Source organism: Arthrobacter sp. ISL-48 (assembly GCF_018613805.1).
Classification (GTDB): domain Bacteria; phylum Actinomycetota; class Actinomycetes; order Actinomycetales; family Micrococcaceae; genus Arthrobacter.
Map to the genome: position 1 here is coordinate 554473 of NZ_JAGGPL010000003.1, position 15192 is coordinate 569664.

Annotated in this window: 17 protein-coding genes; all 17 read right to left on the reverse strand. The window is 62.7% G+C overall.

Annotated elements, in window-relative coordinates:
* Positions 1-5: 5 nt before the first annotated feature.
* The gene (locus tag J7E83_RS06450; protein ID WP_214960111.1) at positions 6-437 is read right to left on the reverse strand and encodes a DUF2550 domain-containing protein; all 432 of its coding nucleotides are present in this window, start codon (positions 435-437) and stop codon (positions 6-8) included.
* Between the two features lie 10 nt (positions 438-447).
* The gene (locus J7E83_RS06455; RefSeq protein WP_214960113.1) at positions 448-732 is read right to left on the reverse strand and encodes a F0F1 ATP synthase subunit epsilon; all 285 of its coding nucleotides are present in this window, start codon (positions 730-732) and stop codon (positions 448-450) included.
* 1 nt (position 733) lies between these two features.
* Positions 734-2188 carry a F0F1 ATP synthase subunit beta gene (atpD, locus tag J7E83_RS06460; protein WP_214960115.1) on the reverse strand — a complete coding sequence of 485 codons (1455 nt, stop codon included), beginning with the start codon at positions 2186-2188 and terminating at the stop codon, positions 734-736.
* Between the two features lie 86 nt (positions 2189-2274).
* Entirely contained in the window at positions 2275-3165 is an 891-nt protein-coding gene (locus J7E83_RS06465; protein WP_214960117.1) for a F0F1 ATP synthase subunit gamma, read from the reverse strand.
* A 71-nt stretch (positions 3166-3236) separates the two neighbouring features.
* Positions 3237-4874 carry a F0F1 ATP synthase subunit alpha gene (gene atpA, locus J7E83_RS06470; RefSeq protein WP_214961025.1) on the reverse strand — a complete coding sequence of 546 codons (1638 nt, stop codon included), beginning with the start codon at positions 4872-4874 and terminating at the stop codon, positions 3237-3239.
* Positions 4875-4957: 83 nt separating this feature from the next.
* Entirely contained in the window at positions 4958-5785 is an 828-nt protein-coding gene (locus J7E83_RS06475; protein ID WP_214960119.1) for a F0F1 ATP synthase subunit delta, read from the reverse strand.
* Positions 5785-6336 carry a F0F1 ATP synthase subunit B gene (locus J7E83_RS06480; RefSeq protein ID WP_214960121.1) on the reverse strand — a complete coding sequence of 184 codons (552 nt, stop codon included), beginning with the start codon at positions 6334-6336 and terminating at the stop codon, positions 5785-5787. The genes J7E83_RS06475 and J7E83_RS06480 overlap by 1 nt, the downstream gene beginning before the upstream one ends.
* A 53-nt stretch (positions 6337-6389) precedes the next feature.
* A complete protein-coding gene (atpE, locus tag J7E83_RS06485; RefSeq protein ID WP_003804776.1) occupies positions 6390-6608 on the reverse strand; it encodes an ATP synthase F0 subunit C in 219 nt (72 codons plus the stop codon).
* A gap of 79 nt (positions 6609-6687) precedes the next feature.
* The gene (gene atpB, locus J7E83_RS06490) at positions 6688-7488 is read right to left on the reverse strand and encodes a F0F1 ATP synthase subunit A (protein ID WP_214960123.1); all 801 of its coding nucleotides are present in this window, start codon (positions 7486-7488) and stop codon (positions 6688-6690) included.
* 81 nt (positions 7489-7569) lie between these two features.
* Positions 7570-7911 carry a hypothetical protein gene (locus tag J7E83_RS06495; RefSeq protein ID WP_214960125.1) on the reverse strand — a complete coding sequence of 114 codons (342 nt, stop codon included), beginning with the start codon at positions 7909-7911 and terminating at the stop codon, positions 7570-7572.
* Positions 7904-8386, reverse strand: a complete 483-nt coding sequence (locus J7E83_RS06500; protein ID WP_214960127.1) for a hypothetical protein — start codon at positions 8384-8386, stop codon at positions 7904-7906. Before J7E83_RS06500 ends, J7E83_RS06495 begins: the two co-directional genes overlap by 8 nt.
* An 84-nt stretch (positions 8387-8470) precedes the next feature.
* Entirely contained in the window at positions 8471-9496 is a 1026-nt protein-coding gene (locus J7E83_RS06505; RefSeq protein ID WP_214960129.1) for a glycosyltransferase family 4 protein, read from the reverse strand.
* The gene (locus tag J7E83_RS06510; RefSeq protein WP_214960131.1) at positions 9493-11361 is read right to left on the reverse strand and encodes a nucleoside-diphosphate sugar epimerase/dehydratase; all 1869 of its coding nucleotides are present in this window, start codon (positions 11359-11361) and stop codon (positions 9493-9495) included. The genes J7E83_RS06505 and J7E83_RS06510 overlap by 4 nt, the downstream gene beginning before the upstream one ends.
* Positions 11362-11515: 154 nt before the next feature.
* Complete coding sequence (locus tag J7E83_RS06515) at positions 11516-12502, reverse strand: glycosyltransferase (protein WP_214960133.1); 987 nt, start codon at positions 12500-12502, stop codon at positions 11516-11518.
* A 6-nt stretch (positions 12503-12508) separates the two neighbouring features.
* Complete coding sequence (locus J7E83_RS06520; RefSeq protein WP_214960135.1) at positions 12509-13417, reverse strand: glycosyltransferase; 909 nt, start codon at positions 13415-13417, stop codon at positions 12509-12511.
* Position 13418: 1 nt separating this feature from the next.
* On the reverse strand, positions 13419-14294 hold the full coding sequence (locus J7E83_RS06525) for an L-threonylcarbamoyladenylate synthase (RefSeq protein ID WP_311379590.1): 876 nt from the start codon (positions 14292-14294) through the stop codon (positions 13419-13421).
* Between the two features lie 15 nt (positions 14295-14309).
* On the reverse strand, positions 14310-15179 hold the full coding sequence (gene prmC / locus J7E83_RS06530) for a peptide chain release factor N(5)-glutamine methyltransferase (RefSeq protein ID WP_214960137.1): 870 nt from the start codon (positions 15177-15179) through the stop codon (positions 14310-14312).
* Positions 15180-15192 lie beyond the last annotated feature (13 nt).

Consider the following 15192-nt stretch of genomic DNA (forward strand, 5'->3'; position numbering starts at 1 on the left):
GCCGGTTAGCGCCAGGTGCCCACGCCGATAACCGGCCCGGCTTCGAGCCAGGAGGACAGCCCGGTGTACGCGTCGAACTTCATGGCCAGCTTCAGATCCAGGCCTTCGTATCTCAGCTCCACGATCACGACGTCGGGCTGGACTTTGACGGCCTCGGCTTCCGTCGGTTTGCGGCGCCCACGGAGTTCCAGGGAACTCCGTTTGAATCTGTGCTTGGGCCGGACGCTCAGCGAGAGCAGCCGGAACCATTCGAGGTCGTTGTCCTGATAACGACAAACCCCCATCTGCCAGCTGTTTCCAGCCATGCAAATGGAGGCGTCCACAGTGCCCAAGGCGCGCCGCAGATTGAAGCGGCGCACCCCGGAAAGGCACAGTGCAATTATCAGCAATCCGAATACGGCTGCCAGGGCGATGAACGGAAGACTCGGAGCGTCCATCAAGGTCGTGCTAGCGGATCCCAGCAGTAGCCGCGTCACCCAGCTGGGCGTTGTCAGCAACAATAACCACGCGGTCGTTGTCGACGGAGAAGAATCCGCCGTCAACAACTACGGCAATGCGGTCACCGGTAACCGGCTGGATTGCCAGTTCACCCTCGGCCAGGATCGCCAGCAGGGGCGAGTGGCCGGGCAGGATTCCGATTTCACCATCGCTGGTGCGGGCCTTGACCATCTTGGCCGCTCCGGACCACACAAAGTGGTCCGCTGCGACAATCTCAACCTCAAGCTCAGCCATATTACTTGGTCTGTTCCTGGATCTTGGCCCACTGGCGCTCAACGTCATCCAGGCCGCCGACGTTGAAGAACGCCTGCTCTGCGATGTGGTCAAGGTCGCCGTCGCAGATTGCGGTGAAGCCTTCTACGGTGTCCTTGATGGATACCGTGGAGCCCTCGACGCCGGTGAACTGCTTGGCGGTGTAGGTGTTCTGGGAGAGGAACTGCTGGATGCGGCGTGCACGCGACACGACGATCTTGTCCTCTTCCGAGAGTTCGTCGACACCGAGGATGGCGATGATGTCCTGGAGTTCCTTGTTCTTCTGCAGGATCTGCTTCACACGGACAGCCGTGTTGTAGTGGTCCTTGCCGATGTACTGGGGGTCCAGGATTCGGGAGGTGGACGTCAGCGGGTCCACCGCGGGGTACAGGCCACGCGATGCGATTTCACGGGAAAGTTCCGTGGTGGCATCGAGGTGCGCGAACGTGGTGGCCGGAGCCGGGTCGGTGTAGTCATCTGCGGGTACGTAGATAGCCTGCATCGAGGTGATGGAGTGGCCCTTGGTGGACGTGATGCGCTCCTGGAGGAGACCCATCTCGTCGGCAAGGTTGGGCTGGTAGCCCACAGCCGACGGCATGCGGCCGAGGAGCGTGGAGACCTCGGACCCTGCCTGGGTGAACCGGAAGATGTTGTCGATGAAGAGCAGCACGTCCTGGTTCTGCACATCGCGGAAGTACTCCGCCATCGTCAGGGCGGACAGGGCCACGCGCAGGCGCGTTCCCGGCGGTTCGTCCATTTGGCCGAATACAAGGGCTGTGTCCTTAAGGACGTTTGCCTCTTCCATTTCGACCCAGAGGTCGTTGCCCTCACGGGTACGCTCGCCGACACCGGCGAAGACGGAGGTACCACCGAAGTTGCGGGCAACACGGGTGATCATTTCCTGGATCAGAACGGTCTTGCCTACGCCGGCGCCGCCGAAGAGGCCGATCTTTCCACCCTTGATGTACGGGGTGAGGAGGTCGATGACCTTGATGCCGGTTTCCAACATCTCGGTAGAGCCCTCGAGGGACGCGAAGGCCGGAGCCTTGCGGTGGATCGGCCAGCGTTCGCTGATCTCAAGTTCCGACTCGGCAACATCCAGCGGCTGGCCGAGGACGTTGAAGATGTGGCCCTTGACGCCGTCGCCCACGGGCACGGAGATCGGTGCGCCACTGTCAACCACGGACGTGCCGCGGACAAGTCCGTCAGTGGCCTGCAGGGAGATGGCGCGGACGAGGTTGTCACCCAGGTGCTGGGAGGTCTCGAACGTGATGGTCTTGGTCTCACCGTTGAGAGTAATCTCGGTGGTGAGTGCGTTGTAAATCGACGGGATTGCGTCAGCCGGGAATTCGACGTCGACAACCGGGCCAATAACACGGGCGATACGGCCGGTGGCACCGGACGTTGCGGCTACGTGTTCGGTAGCAGTGGCAGTCATCTCTCTCACTTCACTCAGTAGATGGCGTGGGGTTAAGTTTATCTGTTGTGGTGCAGGTCCCGCTGGAACCGAAATGCTGCTGCAGGTCAGGACGCCAGGGCGTCTGCACCCGCAACGATTTCAGAAAGCTCCTGCGTGATTTCAGCCTGGCGGGCCGTGTTGCGCAGTCGCGTGTACTTCTTGATGAGGTCCGTCGCGTTGTCGCCGGCGGACTTCATCGCACGCTGGCGGGCAGCAAGCTCGGAAGCTGCGGCCTGCAACATAGCAGCGAAGATGCGGGATTCGATGTAGCGCGGCAGCAGTGCATCAAGGACCTGCTCCGTTTCCGGCTCGAATTCGTACAGCGGCAAGAGGTCCGACTCCGATGGTGCCTGCTCCTCCACAACTTCGAGCGGGAGGAGACGGATGACTGTCGGTTCCTGGGTGACCATGGACTTGAAGCGGGTGTAGATCACGTGGATCTCATCCACGCCGCCCTCGTCGAAGTCCGTTGCAAACTCGGCCAGCAGTGCTTCTCCGACTTCACGTGCGGTGCTGAATTCAGGTGCATCAGTGCCGCCGGTCCAGACCCGCTCGTACGGGCGGTTCCGGAACTCGAAGTACGCCTGCGCCTTGCGGCCGACGAGGTAGGTCTTGACTTCCTTGCCTTCAGCGTGGAGCAGCTCATTGAGACCTTCTGCCTGCTTGAGCACGCTCGCGGAGTAGGAACCTGCCAGGCCGCGGTCCGAGGTAATTACCAGGACGGCGGCGCGGCGGATCTGATCCGGCTCAGTGGTCAGCGGGTGGTCAATCTCGGTCTGGCTGGCGACAGCAGAAACGGCGCGCGTGATCGCGTTCGCGTAAGGCAGTGAAGCTGCTACGCGCGCCCGGGCCTTGCCGATGCGCGAGGTAGCGATCAGTTCCATCGCCTTGAAGATCTTGCGCATCGACGTGGTCGAGCTGATCTTCTGGCGGTAGACCCGAATCTGGGCTCCCATACTTATCCTTTCCTAAGATTCCATTGACCGGGGTGCCGGATCCCTTGGATCCGGCACCCCGTCCAGTGGAACTAGCGCTTCTGCTTAACGATCTTTTCCTGGTCGACGTCGCCCTCGGAGATAGCGTCGTGCTCCTCGTGTCCGGCACCTACCAAGTGGTTGTCCCCTTCACCGAAGAAGCCCTTTTTGAAGTCCACGATCGCGGTCTTCAGTGCTTCCGAAGTGTCGTCGTCCAGCTTGTTGGTCTGGGCCAGCGTTGTCAGGATGGAGGACTTGTGCTTCAAGTGCTCCAGGAACTCGGATTCGAAGCGCCTGACGTCTTCAACAGGCACGTCGTCGAGGTATCCCTTAGTACCGGCCCAGATGGACACAACCTGGTCCTCGACCGGGAACGGCGAATACTGCCCCTGCTTGAGCAGTTCCATCAGGCGGGCGCCACGGGTCAGCTGCTGGCGGGAGGCCGCATCCAGGTCCGAGGCGAACATGGCGAAGGCCTGCATGTCCCGGTACTGGGCCAGGTCCAGCTTCAAGGTACCGGAGACCGACTTCATCGACTTGACCTGGGCAGCACCACCAACGCGGGAGACCGAGACACCCACGTCGACGGCGGGGCGCTGGTTGGCGTTGAAGAGGTCCGACTGGAGGAAGATCTGGCCGTCAGTGATCGAGATCACGTTGGTCGGGATGTAGGCCGAGACGTCGTTTGCCTTGGTCTCAACGATCGGCAGGCCGGTCATGGAGCCGGCGCCAAGCTCGTCGGAGAGCTTTGCACAACGTTCGAGCAAGCGGGAGTGCAAGTAGAAGACGTCGCCGGGGTAAGCTTCGCGGCCCGGCGGACGACGCAGCAGCAGCGAAACTGCACGGTAGGCTTCGGCCTGCTTGGACAGGTCATCGAAGATCACCAGAACGTGCTTGCCGCCGTACATCCAGTGCTGGCCGATGGCCGAGCCGGCGTAGGGTGCCAAGTACTTGAAGCCAGCGGGGTCAGAAGCAGGCGACGCCACGATGGTGGTGTATTCGAGGGCGCCGTGGTCCTCAAGGGTCTGCCGGACGGCCGCGATGGTGGACGCCTTCTGGCCAACACCAACGTAAACGCAGCGGACCTGCTTGGTCACGTCCCCGGAAGCCCAGTTGGCCTTCTGGTTGATGATCGTGTCCACTGCGATGGCCGTCTTGCCCGTCTGGCGGTCGCCAATGATGAGCTGACGCTGGCCGCGGCCAATCGGGATCATGGCGTCGATGGCCTTGAGTCCGGTCTGCATCGGTTCGTGGACCGACTTGCGCTGGGTTACGCCCGGTGCCTGAAGCTCAAGCGCACGGGTGGTTTCAGCCTTGATCTCGCCGAGGTCATCGATCGGCTGGCCCAGAGGGTCAACGACGCGTCCGAGGAACGCGTCGCCCACTGGGACGGAAAGGATCTCACCTGTGCGGTGGACCTCCTGGCCTTCTTCGATTCCGGTGAAGTCGCCGAGGACGATGACACCGATTTCGCGGACATCAAGGTTCTGGGCAAGGCCCAGTGTCCCGTCTTCAAAGCGCAGCAGCTCGTTCGCCATGACCGAGGGAAGGCCCTCAACACGGGCGATGCCGTCACTTGCGGCGGTTACGCGGCCAACCTCTACGCGCTCCGCGTTTCCGGGTTCGTAGGACGCCGCGAACTCGTTCAACGCATTACGGACGTCGTCGGCGTTGATGGTCAATTCGGCCATCTGCAGTCCCTGCTCTCCTGTTTTCGTGATCATCGTTGCTCACGATGACCGGGGTTTCTATCAGTTAAGTTGTGCTTGTCCGGCTAACCGGCCAGTTGGCGGTGAAGCTGGCCCAGCCTGGTGACAACTGAAGCGTCAAGCACTTCATCACCCACCTGGACCCGGATTCCACCGATCAGTGCAGGATCAACATTGAGGTTGACCTTGAGCTCACGCCCGTACAGCGAGTTCAGTCCCGTCTGAAGGCGGCTGAGCTGTGTCGCCGTCAACGGACGGGTAACACTCACTGTTGCAATCCAGCGCTGCTGCCGTTTGGCTGCGAGCTCGGCGAACCGTGTCACCAACCTCGTGGGCTTGATGCCGCGGGGCTGGGAAACTGCCTGGCCAACGAGGACCTTTGCTTCCTCGCTTGCACCGGGCACCAGCTTTTCGGCCAGTGCGACCTTTGCTGCAGCACTGGCCTGCGGCTCAGACAGAGCACTCTGTGCCTCATGGCTTGAGGCAACGGTCTGGTTGAAGGAAAAAAGATCGTTCTCCAGCTCTTCCAGTCCAGAGATTCCGGAGGCAGAAACGGCCGACTTGTTTTCAGCAACGGCAATAACGACCGTCGCGGCAAGAGTCTCGAGTGCATCGCCGATATCTCGAGCCGATGCCCAGCGTGAGCTGGCCAGTCCGCCCGCGATTTCCGCAGCATCAGCGGAGACTTTCCCGCCAACCAGCTGCTTGACCAGCGCCGACTTTTCGTCACCGCTGCGGGACGGGTCAGTCAGGGCGCGGCGCAAGCCAGCCGAGCTGTCCACCGTTCCCAGGATTCCGAAGAGTTCCTTGGCCAACTGCAGCGAGGCCGTTGGAAGCTTGGCTTCCAGTGCGGTCAGCGCCGTGGTCAGCGATTCGCTCGATACACCTGCCATTATTTAGCTGCACCTGCGTTCTGGGACTCCAGATCTGCCAGGAAGCGGTCGACCACACGGGCGGCGCGCTCGTCATCGTTCAGCGCTTCACCAACGATGCGCCCTGCCAGGGTAGTGGCAAGGGTTCCGACCTCGGATCGCAGGGACACTACTGCCGCCTGGCGCTCCGATTCGATCTGCACGTGTGCCTGGGCGGTGATACGGGCAGACTCTGCAGCCGCCTTTTCCTTCAGATCGGCAAGGATCTGTGCGCCTTCACCACGTGCTTCCTCGCGGATGCGGTTGGCTTCCGCGCGGGCATCCGTGAGCTGCTGCTTGTACTCTTCGAGGGCAGCAGATGCCTCTGCCTGTGCCTTTTCGGCCTTGGCAATGCCGCCTTCAATGGCCTCGGCACGCTCCGCGAACGTCTTCTCGAACATCGGGACAACGAACTTGACCACGATGAACATGAGGACGGCAAAGCCCACGAGGACGACAAACATTTCCCAGATGTTGGGAATGAGGGGGTTGGTATCCCCTTCAGCGGCGGCTGAGATGATCAGCTGATTCATATTTCACCCGTCCTTATCTACTCGGTTCTGGATGGTCGCTAGGTTCTGAAGGTTTACTTGAGAACGAAAGCGAAGACCAGGCCCAGGATGGCGAGGGCTTCAGTCAGCGCGAGGCCGAGGAATGCGATCGGCTGCAGGACGCGCTGGGCTTCCGGCTGACGTGCCACACCGTTGATGTAGGCGGCGAACACGAGACCCACACCGATACCACCGCCGATTGCGGACAGGCCGTAGCCGATGAGGTTGAGGGAGCCGTTGATGGAGCCTTCCATTTTTCTTCCTTTCAAGATGCCAACTTCGTGGCAGGTTGTTTGGGTTGCTTCATCCCCGTGAGGGGAAGTTTGTGGGTGCCTAGTGGCTGTCCGCGTGCAGGGCGCCTTCGATGTAGATGGCGGTCAGCAGCGTAAAGACGTACGCCTGCAGGGCCATAATCAGCGCCTCGAGCATGTACATAGCGAGCGAACCGCCCAGGACCAGCACTGAGGCGCCCTTGAGCAGAACGTTTTCCTGCATGACCAGGAACTCAATGCCGGATCCGGCGATCATGACAATCAGGTGTCCGGCCAGCATGGTGGCGAACAGACGGAGGCTGTGTGTAACAGGCCGGACCAGGAAGTTCGAGATGATCTCGATCGGGATCACGATCGGGAGGATGTAGAACGGGACACCGGACGGAACTGTGGCGAGCTTGAAGTACTTAATGCCGTTCTTCTTGACGCCAATGGCAATCCAGGTGACGTACACGATGCCCGCGAGGACATAGGCACCGCCGACATGCGAGAAGCTCGGAAGCTGGATGACGGGGATGGCGCCGTAAATGTTGTTCACCAGGATGAAGAAGAAGAGGCTGAACAACAGCGGGACGTACTTCATGAAGTCCTTGCCGCCGATAATGTCCTTGGCGATGCTGTTACGCACAAAGCCATAAGCCATTTCACCAGCGAACTGGAGCTTGCCGGGGACAAGCTGCTGCTTCCGTGCAGCTAGCAGAAAGAATGTGGCGATAATGACGACTGACAGGATTACCAGCAGCATCTGCTTGGAGAATCCGTCTGCCACCCCCCACGGCAGGATAGCCGGCAGGTGCAATTGTTCAATTCCAGGAGGATTGAACTCTCCTGAATCTTGGGCCGGGAGCGCAAGCGCGATCAACGCGTTTCCTCTCTGCAGTGTCCATCATTGGGCGTTGGTTGGGGATCCGCGGATTTGCGCTCCGCTGTTCCCCGTGTGAAATTATTTGGCATCAGTGTTTCCGTCCGCGGACGGGCCGCTGTCGTCCGCGCCGCTCTTACCGGCTGTGTTTCTTTGACTGGTAAGGCCGTGCATGTGGGAAAGATAAAATCCTCCGGCAGCTCCAAGCAGAGCGCCTGCGAGCACGATCCAGCGGGATCCCCACAGATTATCCAGACCCCACCCTATCAAACTCCAGACGATGATTCCGCCAATTATGTAGCTGAAGACGGCCATCCCGGCGTTGTATCCGCCGTCGCTGTTTTCCGCCGACACGCCTGGTGCGGAACCGGTTCCTGACAACCTGCCGGAACCACTTTTGCCGGAGCGCTTCCGTTCAGACATCGCGCGGTTCCTTGGCTTCGGGGTCGTTGTAAATCTGGAGACGCGCTTTGCTGAATCCGTAGATCTCTGCGGCCTGCCACAGGACTACGGTGGCCACCGCGCCTATCACGAACCACCGGCCGTGAAGCCACGCAGGCGCACCGACCACAAAAAGTACCACCGCGAAACCTACGACCTTGACGAAGTACGTGGCCACGAACATGCCGATGGCACCGGAAGGGTTGTTGCGGCCGATGAAGTGACACACCAGGAGGCTGATCGCAAAGAAGAGCATCACCAGCACGCCGCCGAATGTACTGGACAGGACCCCCTCGGGTCCGTTCAGGATCACGGCCGGAACGCCGGTCAGAATGATCGCCCCCGCTCCCGCGGCTGAACTGAGCAGCAGCAGCCGGAGCCACAAGGACCGGGTGGGACCAGAAACGCCAACGGGTCCGTTGCCGGACACATGTCCGGAGTCGGCGTTGGAGGTCATGAGATCCCAATCGTCGGTGCCTGGGGAGGGCGGGGTGGAGGGCAGCTGTGGCTGCCCCTAAATTCTACACGAGATAGAACACGGCTAGGCCACGGGGGCCCGGGTGACCTTCATACGGCGCCGGAAGCGCCGGATCAAGGCCGGGGACGCCACGTAAAGGCCCAGCACGGCAACGCTCCCGGCCACGCAGAGAGCCACAGTTGGCAGGGTGGCTGTGGCGGCGATGAAGCCAAGAACAATGACGATGACGGTGCAAAGCGTGACCACGGCAGCGGATTGCAGGTGTGAGAATCCTACGTCGGTCAGCCGCTGGTAGACGTGCTCGCGATGGGACGCGTACCAACGCTCCCCCGCTTTGATCCTGCGCAGCAGTGTGAAACCCGTGTCAGCGACATAGACCAGGATCGGCGAAAGCACGTATTCAACATAGACTCCGCTCAGGAAGCCCGCAACGGCAAGGGCTGCGACCGATGCGCCGAGGAGGTAGCTGCCCACGTCGCCCAGGAACACCGTTCCACGGCCGAGGTTCCAGGGCAGGAAGCCAAGGAAGGCCATCGCCAGCACCGCTCCGCCGGCGGTGAGCCAGGGTTGCCCGGCAAGTGCTCCTGCCACAGCATAGGCGGAGCCTGCGGTCACACCGTGCAAGCCGGAAATCCCGTTGATGCCGTCCATGAAGTTGGCAATGTTGACGTAGGCGGCGATGGCGACGGCCGCCAGCGGCAGCCACCAGAAGGACTGGGCGGTCAGCAGCAGCAGTCCGGCGGAGCCCACGGCACCGATCCCCAATTGCGCGGCGGCACGGCCACGGATGGAAAGGCCCCGGAGATCCTCGATCCAGCCCACGGCGGCACTCGCGACAATGAGCCCGAGGACCACGGCGAAGACGGAACGGTCCACCGTGACGGCACCCAGGAATACTGCGGCAAGATAGCCGACGGCGGTGGCCAGCGCGGTGGCCACGCCCATGCCGCGAATGGTCGTCTTGCCATGGGATGACCGGGCGGACGGGACGTCGACGACCCCCATCCGGACCAGCCACGGCTTGATGGCCAGGGGAAGCAGCAGGCTGGCAAGCAGGGTGATCCCGGCCGCGAGGGCAAGCGGCATCATGACGCCACCCTGATATCGCCGGACTCATCAGCCTCGTCGTCTGGGATGTCAGCGATGTAGGCGCCCTGTTCGGCTTCGCAGCGGGCGAGCCAGACGTCGAGGTTTAGCTCGGCCGGATCCTGTTCGGATGCCCTGGTGTGGGAGATCTTCGCGTGCAGGGGCCGCCCGTCCAGCTCTCCGTTGCCCACGAGCTCCTCATGCAGCTTCTCCCCCGGCCGCAGCCCGGTATAGATGATCTCCACCTTCTTGCCGGACATGGCGATCATGCGCTGGGCCACGTCCAGGATCTTCACCGGCTCGCCCATGTCCAAAATCAGGACTTCGCCGCCGGTGCCAATCGCTCCGGCCTGGATCACCAGTTGGCAGGCTTCGGGAATCGTCATAAAGAACCGCGTCACCTCAGGATCGGTGACGGTGACGGGTCCGCCGACGCGGATCTGTTCGGTGAAGAGCGGCAGCATCGAGCCGCGGCTGCCCATCACGTTGCCGAAGCGGACGGAGACAAACTTGCGGCCGGTCTGCCCGGCCATCCACGCGGTCAGCTTCTCGGCGACGCGCTTCGAATGGCCAAGGGCCGTTGTGGGGTTGGCGGCCTTATCCGTGGAAATGTTGACGAAATGTGAAACGCCTGCGCCTTCAGCGGCCCGAAGGACATTGAGCGTACCGCAGACGTTGGTTTTCCAGGCCTCGACCGGATATTGCTGGAGCAGCGGTGCGTGCTTTAGGGCAGCAGCGTGGAAGACAACCTCGGGGCAGCGGTCCATGAAGATGTCCCGCAGGGCTGCCTCGTCGCGGATGTTGGCAAGGACCGTGTCGCGGCCGGCGAGCAGACCGCGGCCGGTGATGGAGATCTGGGTTTGCTGCAGGCCGGTTTCGTCGTGATCGAGCATGATCAGTTCCGCGGGTGAGAACTGGACGATCTGGCGGCAGAGTTCGGAGCCGATGGATCCGCCGGCCCCCGTGACCAGCACCCGCTTGCCTTTGATGTAGCCGGCTATTTCATCGACCTTAATGTCCACGGGCCGGCGGCCGATCAGGTCTTCGACGGCGACGTCACGGAAATCGGAGAACCCGTCAGGGGCACCGCCGCCAAGCATGTCCCTCAACGGGGGAAGCACCAGCACCCTGACGTTCAGACCGGCAACGGCGTCGGAGATCCGGCGCACGACGGACGCCTCCACATGGGCGAAGGCCAGGACCAAAACGGTAGCGTGCGTCCGGCGGATGATGGCCGGAAGATCGTCTCCCCGGCCGAGGACCTGCACTCCGGTCAGCCTCAGGTGCTTCTTGGAGGGGTCGTCGTCGATCAGGCCCACGGGGACATACGGCGAATCGGGGTCCTGCATCATCCGGGTCAGGAGGGAATTACCGAGGAAGCCCGCCCCGTAGATCAGGGTGTTCTGGGCGCCGTCTCCGGGCCGGGACTTGCCCTCGACATAGAGCCGCTTGACGTAACGGGCGGCGCCCATGAACAGGCAGGCAAAGGGAAAGGCGATGAGGCCGACGCTGCGGCCGATTCCGATTTCTGCGTAGAGCACCAGCAGGCTCACGGTGATCGAGGCGGCCACAATCACGGTAACAAAAACAAGGGCCCTGGCTTCCTGGAAACTGCCGAAGGGGTGCCTGCCCCGGTACAGCGCGAGGGTGTAACCGGCCAAAGCCTGGACAACCACGGCAATTGCGGCGATGACCATGGCTCCGGCGAACTGGTCTGCGCGGATTCCCAGTTCGTAGCGCAGCAGCAGCGCCAGGACGATCGCCACGGTCCAGGACATGGAGTCGAAGAACAGCTGGATCCAGATCCAGAGGAGGGGCTTCTCGTCCCGCACTGCTGCGGGTTCGCGCGCTTCAGATTTCGTAGTCAACAGAGATTGCAACCGACTTCCACTACCACGGCGGCCATGCGCCTGTTTCAAGAACTACCCCACCGCGCAACTGTCGGACAGCACCGGGGCCCTAAAACGATACTAATCGCAATCAACGCGGTTATCGGGTACGGGGGCCGCGGGCGGACGCATATTATGCCCTTTCATCCCTCTCCGGCGGGCTGTTCGGCGGCGTCCGGCCTACCGGCGCAGGCACCGGCGGCATGGGTTCCCAGCCCTGGTCGGAGAGGATGGCGCGCGATTCCCGCCAGCCGCGCCACAAGGCACCGGACCCCTTCAGGGTTCGTTCGACCAGTCCCAGGCGGACCATTTCCTTCAGGAACGTCAGGGCCGTCCCCACTCCGAACCCGATTCGGTTGAATTTGCCGTAGGCACGAAGATACTGGGCCACGTGGCCACGGTTCCGCATGACGTAGCGTCGGCTGAGGTCACTGGAGTCATTCAGGTGCCGCAGTCCGAGGTCCACCTGGCGCTGGGCGCGGACCTTTCGGATGACGAACGCGTTGACGTAGACAACCGGCGTCTTTTGGGCGGCCAGCCAGCCGTAGATCAGGTCGTCCCAGGTGATGAAGAAGCGTGGATCAGGCAGCCCGATAGACCGGGCCACCGGAGCCTTCATCAGCATTCCTTCGAAGTTGCCCACGTTGGTCCGGAACACATCGGAATGCCTGAAGACATCCCGTGAGACCGGGAGGAAAATGCCGAGTGCCTCGACAAAATGGTGCTGCCAGAAGAACGGGCTGCCGTTGGCGTCGTAGCGGCGTCCGATCATGCAGGAGTAGTCGGACGTGAAGCGGTCCAGTTCGTCCACCGCCCGCGGCAGTACCTCCACATCGTCGTCCATCAGCCACAGCCATCCGGCGCCGGCTTCGAGAGCAAGCTCGACGCCGCGGGAGAACCCGCCGGAACCGCCCAGGTTCTCCTGGAGCCGTTCGTAACGGATGGGCAGGTCGCCGGCTGCAATGGCCCGGGAAGCGACGTCGGCGGTGTGGTCGCTGCTGGCGTTGTCCACGACGATGATCCCCTCGGGACGCGTGTCCAGGCAGCTAAAGGAATCCAGCAGACTCTGCAGGAAGTCAGCACGGTTGTACGTGACGACGACGGCGAACAGGTTTTCCACGGCGGGCTAGCTGCCGCTGGACATCAGTCGTGCGGGAGAGCCGAAGCCCCTGCCGCGGAAGCCAGTGGAATACGCCCGGAACCAGTGTGCCAGTCCCTTAAGGTCACCGGTCTTCAGGAAGTAGTACGGGAAACCGACGATGTCAGCACTGAACCAGCGCAGGTTACGGTACTTCCGCGTGAGGTAGCCCCGGTTGCGGAAGTAGCAGTAGCGCTTGAACTCGCCCTCCGGGATGACGGGGGTGATGAACCCGCCGAACACGGATTTCATCTCCGTCCAGGTGGCTGGGTGCTGCACGGCCACGGTGGCCAGCGTGCCGTATTTGAGGCCGGCCTTCTTGACCCGGGAGAGGAAATCCACTTCGTCACCGCGGATGAAGAACTTGACGTCCGGGATTCCTATTTTGTAGAAGACTTCGGTGCGGATCAGGGCGCCGTTGAAGAAGTGAACCATATCCGGGAGGTAGCCCATCGGCGCCAGCCGGGACCGGTCGTTGGTCAGGAGGCCGTTGATCCGGAAGTTGAATGAGAGCCGGTTTGGGTCAGCAGTGGAGGCCACGAGAGGGCTCACGATATCGAGGCTGTGCTCTTCGGCGGCCTTGAGCAGTTCCGCCAGGCAGCTGCCATCCTCGGGATGGCCGTCGTCGTCCATCAGCCAGATCCACTCAGCTCCGCTGGCCATCGCGGCCATGATGGCATAGGCGAAGCCGCCGGCACCCCCGAGGTTGGCCTCGGAGCGCAGGTAGTTGATGTTATCCCCGCCCGCGCTCACTACCTCCGTAGCCGGCACCGTTCCCGAGTCCACCAGGGCGATGCTGTGGATGGCCGCCGTCTGGGCCGCCAGCCCGCTAAGCAGCAGGGCCAGTTCCTCGTGGCGGTCAAAGGTTACTGCCGCGACGGCGACTTTGGGCTGCATGTCAGTTCCTCGGTGAATCATCGACGGCGGTTGTCGCGTTACTGTCAGCGGTGGGAGTTTCGGGGGTGGTCCCTTCAGGGACAGCAGGTTCCGCTGCAGGCTCTTCGGCGGCAGGTTCCGCTGCAGGCTCTTCGGCGGCAGGTTCCGCTGCAGGCTCTTCGGCCGCAGGCTCTTCCGCTGCCGGCTCTTCGATCGCCGGTTCTTCGGCCATCGGCACTTCGCCCAGCCCCAGCACACCCGGAACGTGCTCACGCAATTGCGTCAGCGTCACGGCGCCGTTGCGGACCACGCGCAGGTGGGGACCGGTGGCGTCCACGATAGTGGAGGGCACCGCGTCGGCTCCTCCGACCGGGCGGAAACCGCCTTCGAGGTAGACCTCGACTGATTCGGCAAGTTGCGAGCGTGCCTCCTCAGCGGTCTGGGCCGGCGCCTGGCCTGTCCGGTTTGCCGACGACACAGCCAGTGGCCCCGTGAGGGTAAGCAATTCCTGGGCTACCTCGTCCGCCGGCATGCGCAGCGCCACCGTTCCCTTGGTCTCGCCGAGGTCCCAGTCCAACGATGGCTGGGCATGCAGGATCAGGGTCAGCCCCCCGGGCCAGAAGGCCTCTGCGAGCTTCCGGGCGTCAGCGGAAACGTCAGTAGCGAGTCCGTCCAGGGCGTTGAGCCGGGGAATGAGCACCGGCGGCGGCATAGTGCGGCTGCGTCCCTTGGAGACCAGCAGCATGGTGACGGCCTGCGGTGAGAATGCGTCTGCGGCGATCCCGTACACCGTGTCGGTCGGGAATACCACGCACTTCTTTTCGCTGATGGCCCGCTGGGCATGCTCCAGGCCCAGGGCGCGCTGGTCGTCGGACGTGCAGTCGTAGGTTGTGGTCACTGGCCTATTCTTTCATCACTCGTGGTCCGGACCGGCAAGCACGGCGCTGGTGGCGCGTTCCTTGCCGTTGAGATCCAGGTGGGTAGCGATCCCGGTCCAAACACCGGTCCGCTTCATCATTGCGGCGATCCATGTAGCCTGCACTTCGGCGTGCTCCATGACGAAGTAGCCCCCGGGCATCAGGAGCCGGGCAGCTGAGGCGGCTGCCGCCGTCGGAAGGTCCATGCCGTCCGCTCCCCCGCCATATAGTGCCTCCGGCGGATCGTGCAGGGCAACTTCCGGCTCGTTCGGGACTGCTTCCGCGGGGATGTAGGGCGGGTTGGAAACGACGACGTCGAACGTTCCGTTGAGTTCCGGAAGGGCGTTCCGCAGGTCCCCCAGCACAAGGTGGACGCCCAGGGGCGCCAGGTTCTTCGTGGCCCAGGCGTGGGCAAACGCGCTGTACTCCACTGCGTGGACTTCGGCGCAGGGCACCTCGAGGGCGATTGAACCGGCGATCGCCCCCGAGCCGGTGCCCAGATCAACGATCCTTGGGTGGATCATCCCTTTGATGTGGTCGATGACGAGCTGGACCACCGACTCCGTTTCGGGGCGTGGGATGAAGACGCCGGGCCCCACGGCGAGCTTGAGGTAACGGAAATGTGCCACCCCGGTGATGTGCTGCAGCGGAATCCGCCGGGCCCGCTCGGCAACGAGCTCGGCGTATCCCTCAGGGGCCGGCGCGTCGCCCAGCATGAGGGCCCGCAACCTGCCAAGGCCTACGCCCAGCAGGTGATCCGCCAGCAGCTCGGCGTCAACGCGCGGACTGGGAACCCCGGCATCCCGGAGGAGGGCCGTGGCCTCGCTGACGGCAGCCGCCAGGGACTGCCCCGACATGGTTGTCATCTGAATCCGGCGG

Bases quoted from the DNA above. Each gene is read 5' to 3' on its own strand.
- J7E83_RS06450 (WP_214960111.1), bottom strand. From the start codon at position 437: ATGGACGCTCCGAGTCTTCCGTTCATCGCCCTGGCAGCCGTATTCGGA.
- J7E83_RS06455 (WP_214960113.1), bottom strand. From the start codon at position 732: ATGGCTGAGCTTGAGGTTGAGATTGTCGCAGCGGACCACTTTGTGTGG.
- atpD (WP_214960115.1), bottom strand. From the start codon at position 2,188: ATGACTGCCACTGCTACCGAACACGTAGCCGCAACGTCCGGTGCCACC.
- J7E83_RS06465 (WP_214960117.1), bottom strand. From the start codon at position 3,165: ATGGGAGCCCAGATTCGGGTCTACCGCCAGAAGATCAGCTCGACCACG.
- atpA (WP_214961025.1), bottom strand. From the start codon at position 4,874: ATGGCCGAATTGACCATCAACGCCGACGACGTCCGTAATGCGTTGAAC.
- J7E83_RS06475 (WP_214960119.1), bottom strand. From the start codon at position 5,785: ATGGCAGGTGTATCGAGCGAATCGCTGACCACGGCGCTGACCGCACTG.
- J7E83_RS06480 (WP_214960121.1), bottom strand. From the start codon at position 6,336: ATGAATCAGCTGATCATCTCAGCCGCCGCTGAAGGGGATACCAACCCC.
- atpE (WP_003804776.1), bottom strand. From the start codon at position 6,608: ATGGAAGGCTCCATCAACGGCTCCCTCAACCTCATCGGCTACGGCCTG.
- J7E83_RS06495 (WP_214960125.1), bottom strand. From the start codon at position 7,911: ATGTCTGAACGGAAGCGCTCCGGCAAAAGTGGTTCCGGCAGGTTGTCA.
- J7E83_RS06500 (WP_214960127.1), bottom strand. From the start codon at position 8,386: ATGACCTCCAACGCCGACTCCGGACATGTGTCCGGCAACGGACCCGTT.
- J7E83_RS06505 (WP_214960129.1), bottom strand. From the start codon at position 9,496: ATGATGCCGCTTGCCCTCGCGGCCGGGATCACCCTGCTTGCCAGCCTG.
- J7E83_RS06520 (WP_214960135.1), bottom strand. From the start codon at position 13,417: ATGCAGCCCAAAGTCGCCGTCGCGGCAGTAACCTTTGACCGCCACGAG.
- prmC (WP_214960137.1), bottom strand. From the start codon at position 15,179: ATGACAACCATGTCGGGGCAGTCCCTGGCGGCTGCCGTCAGCGAGGCC.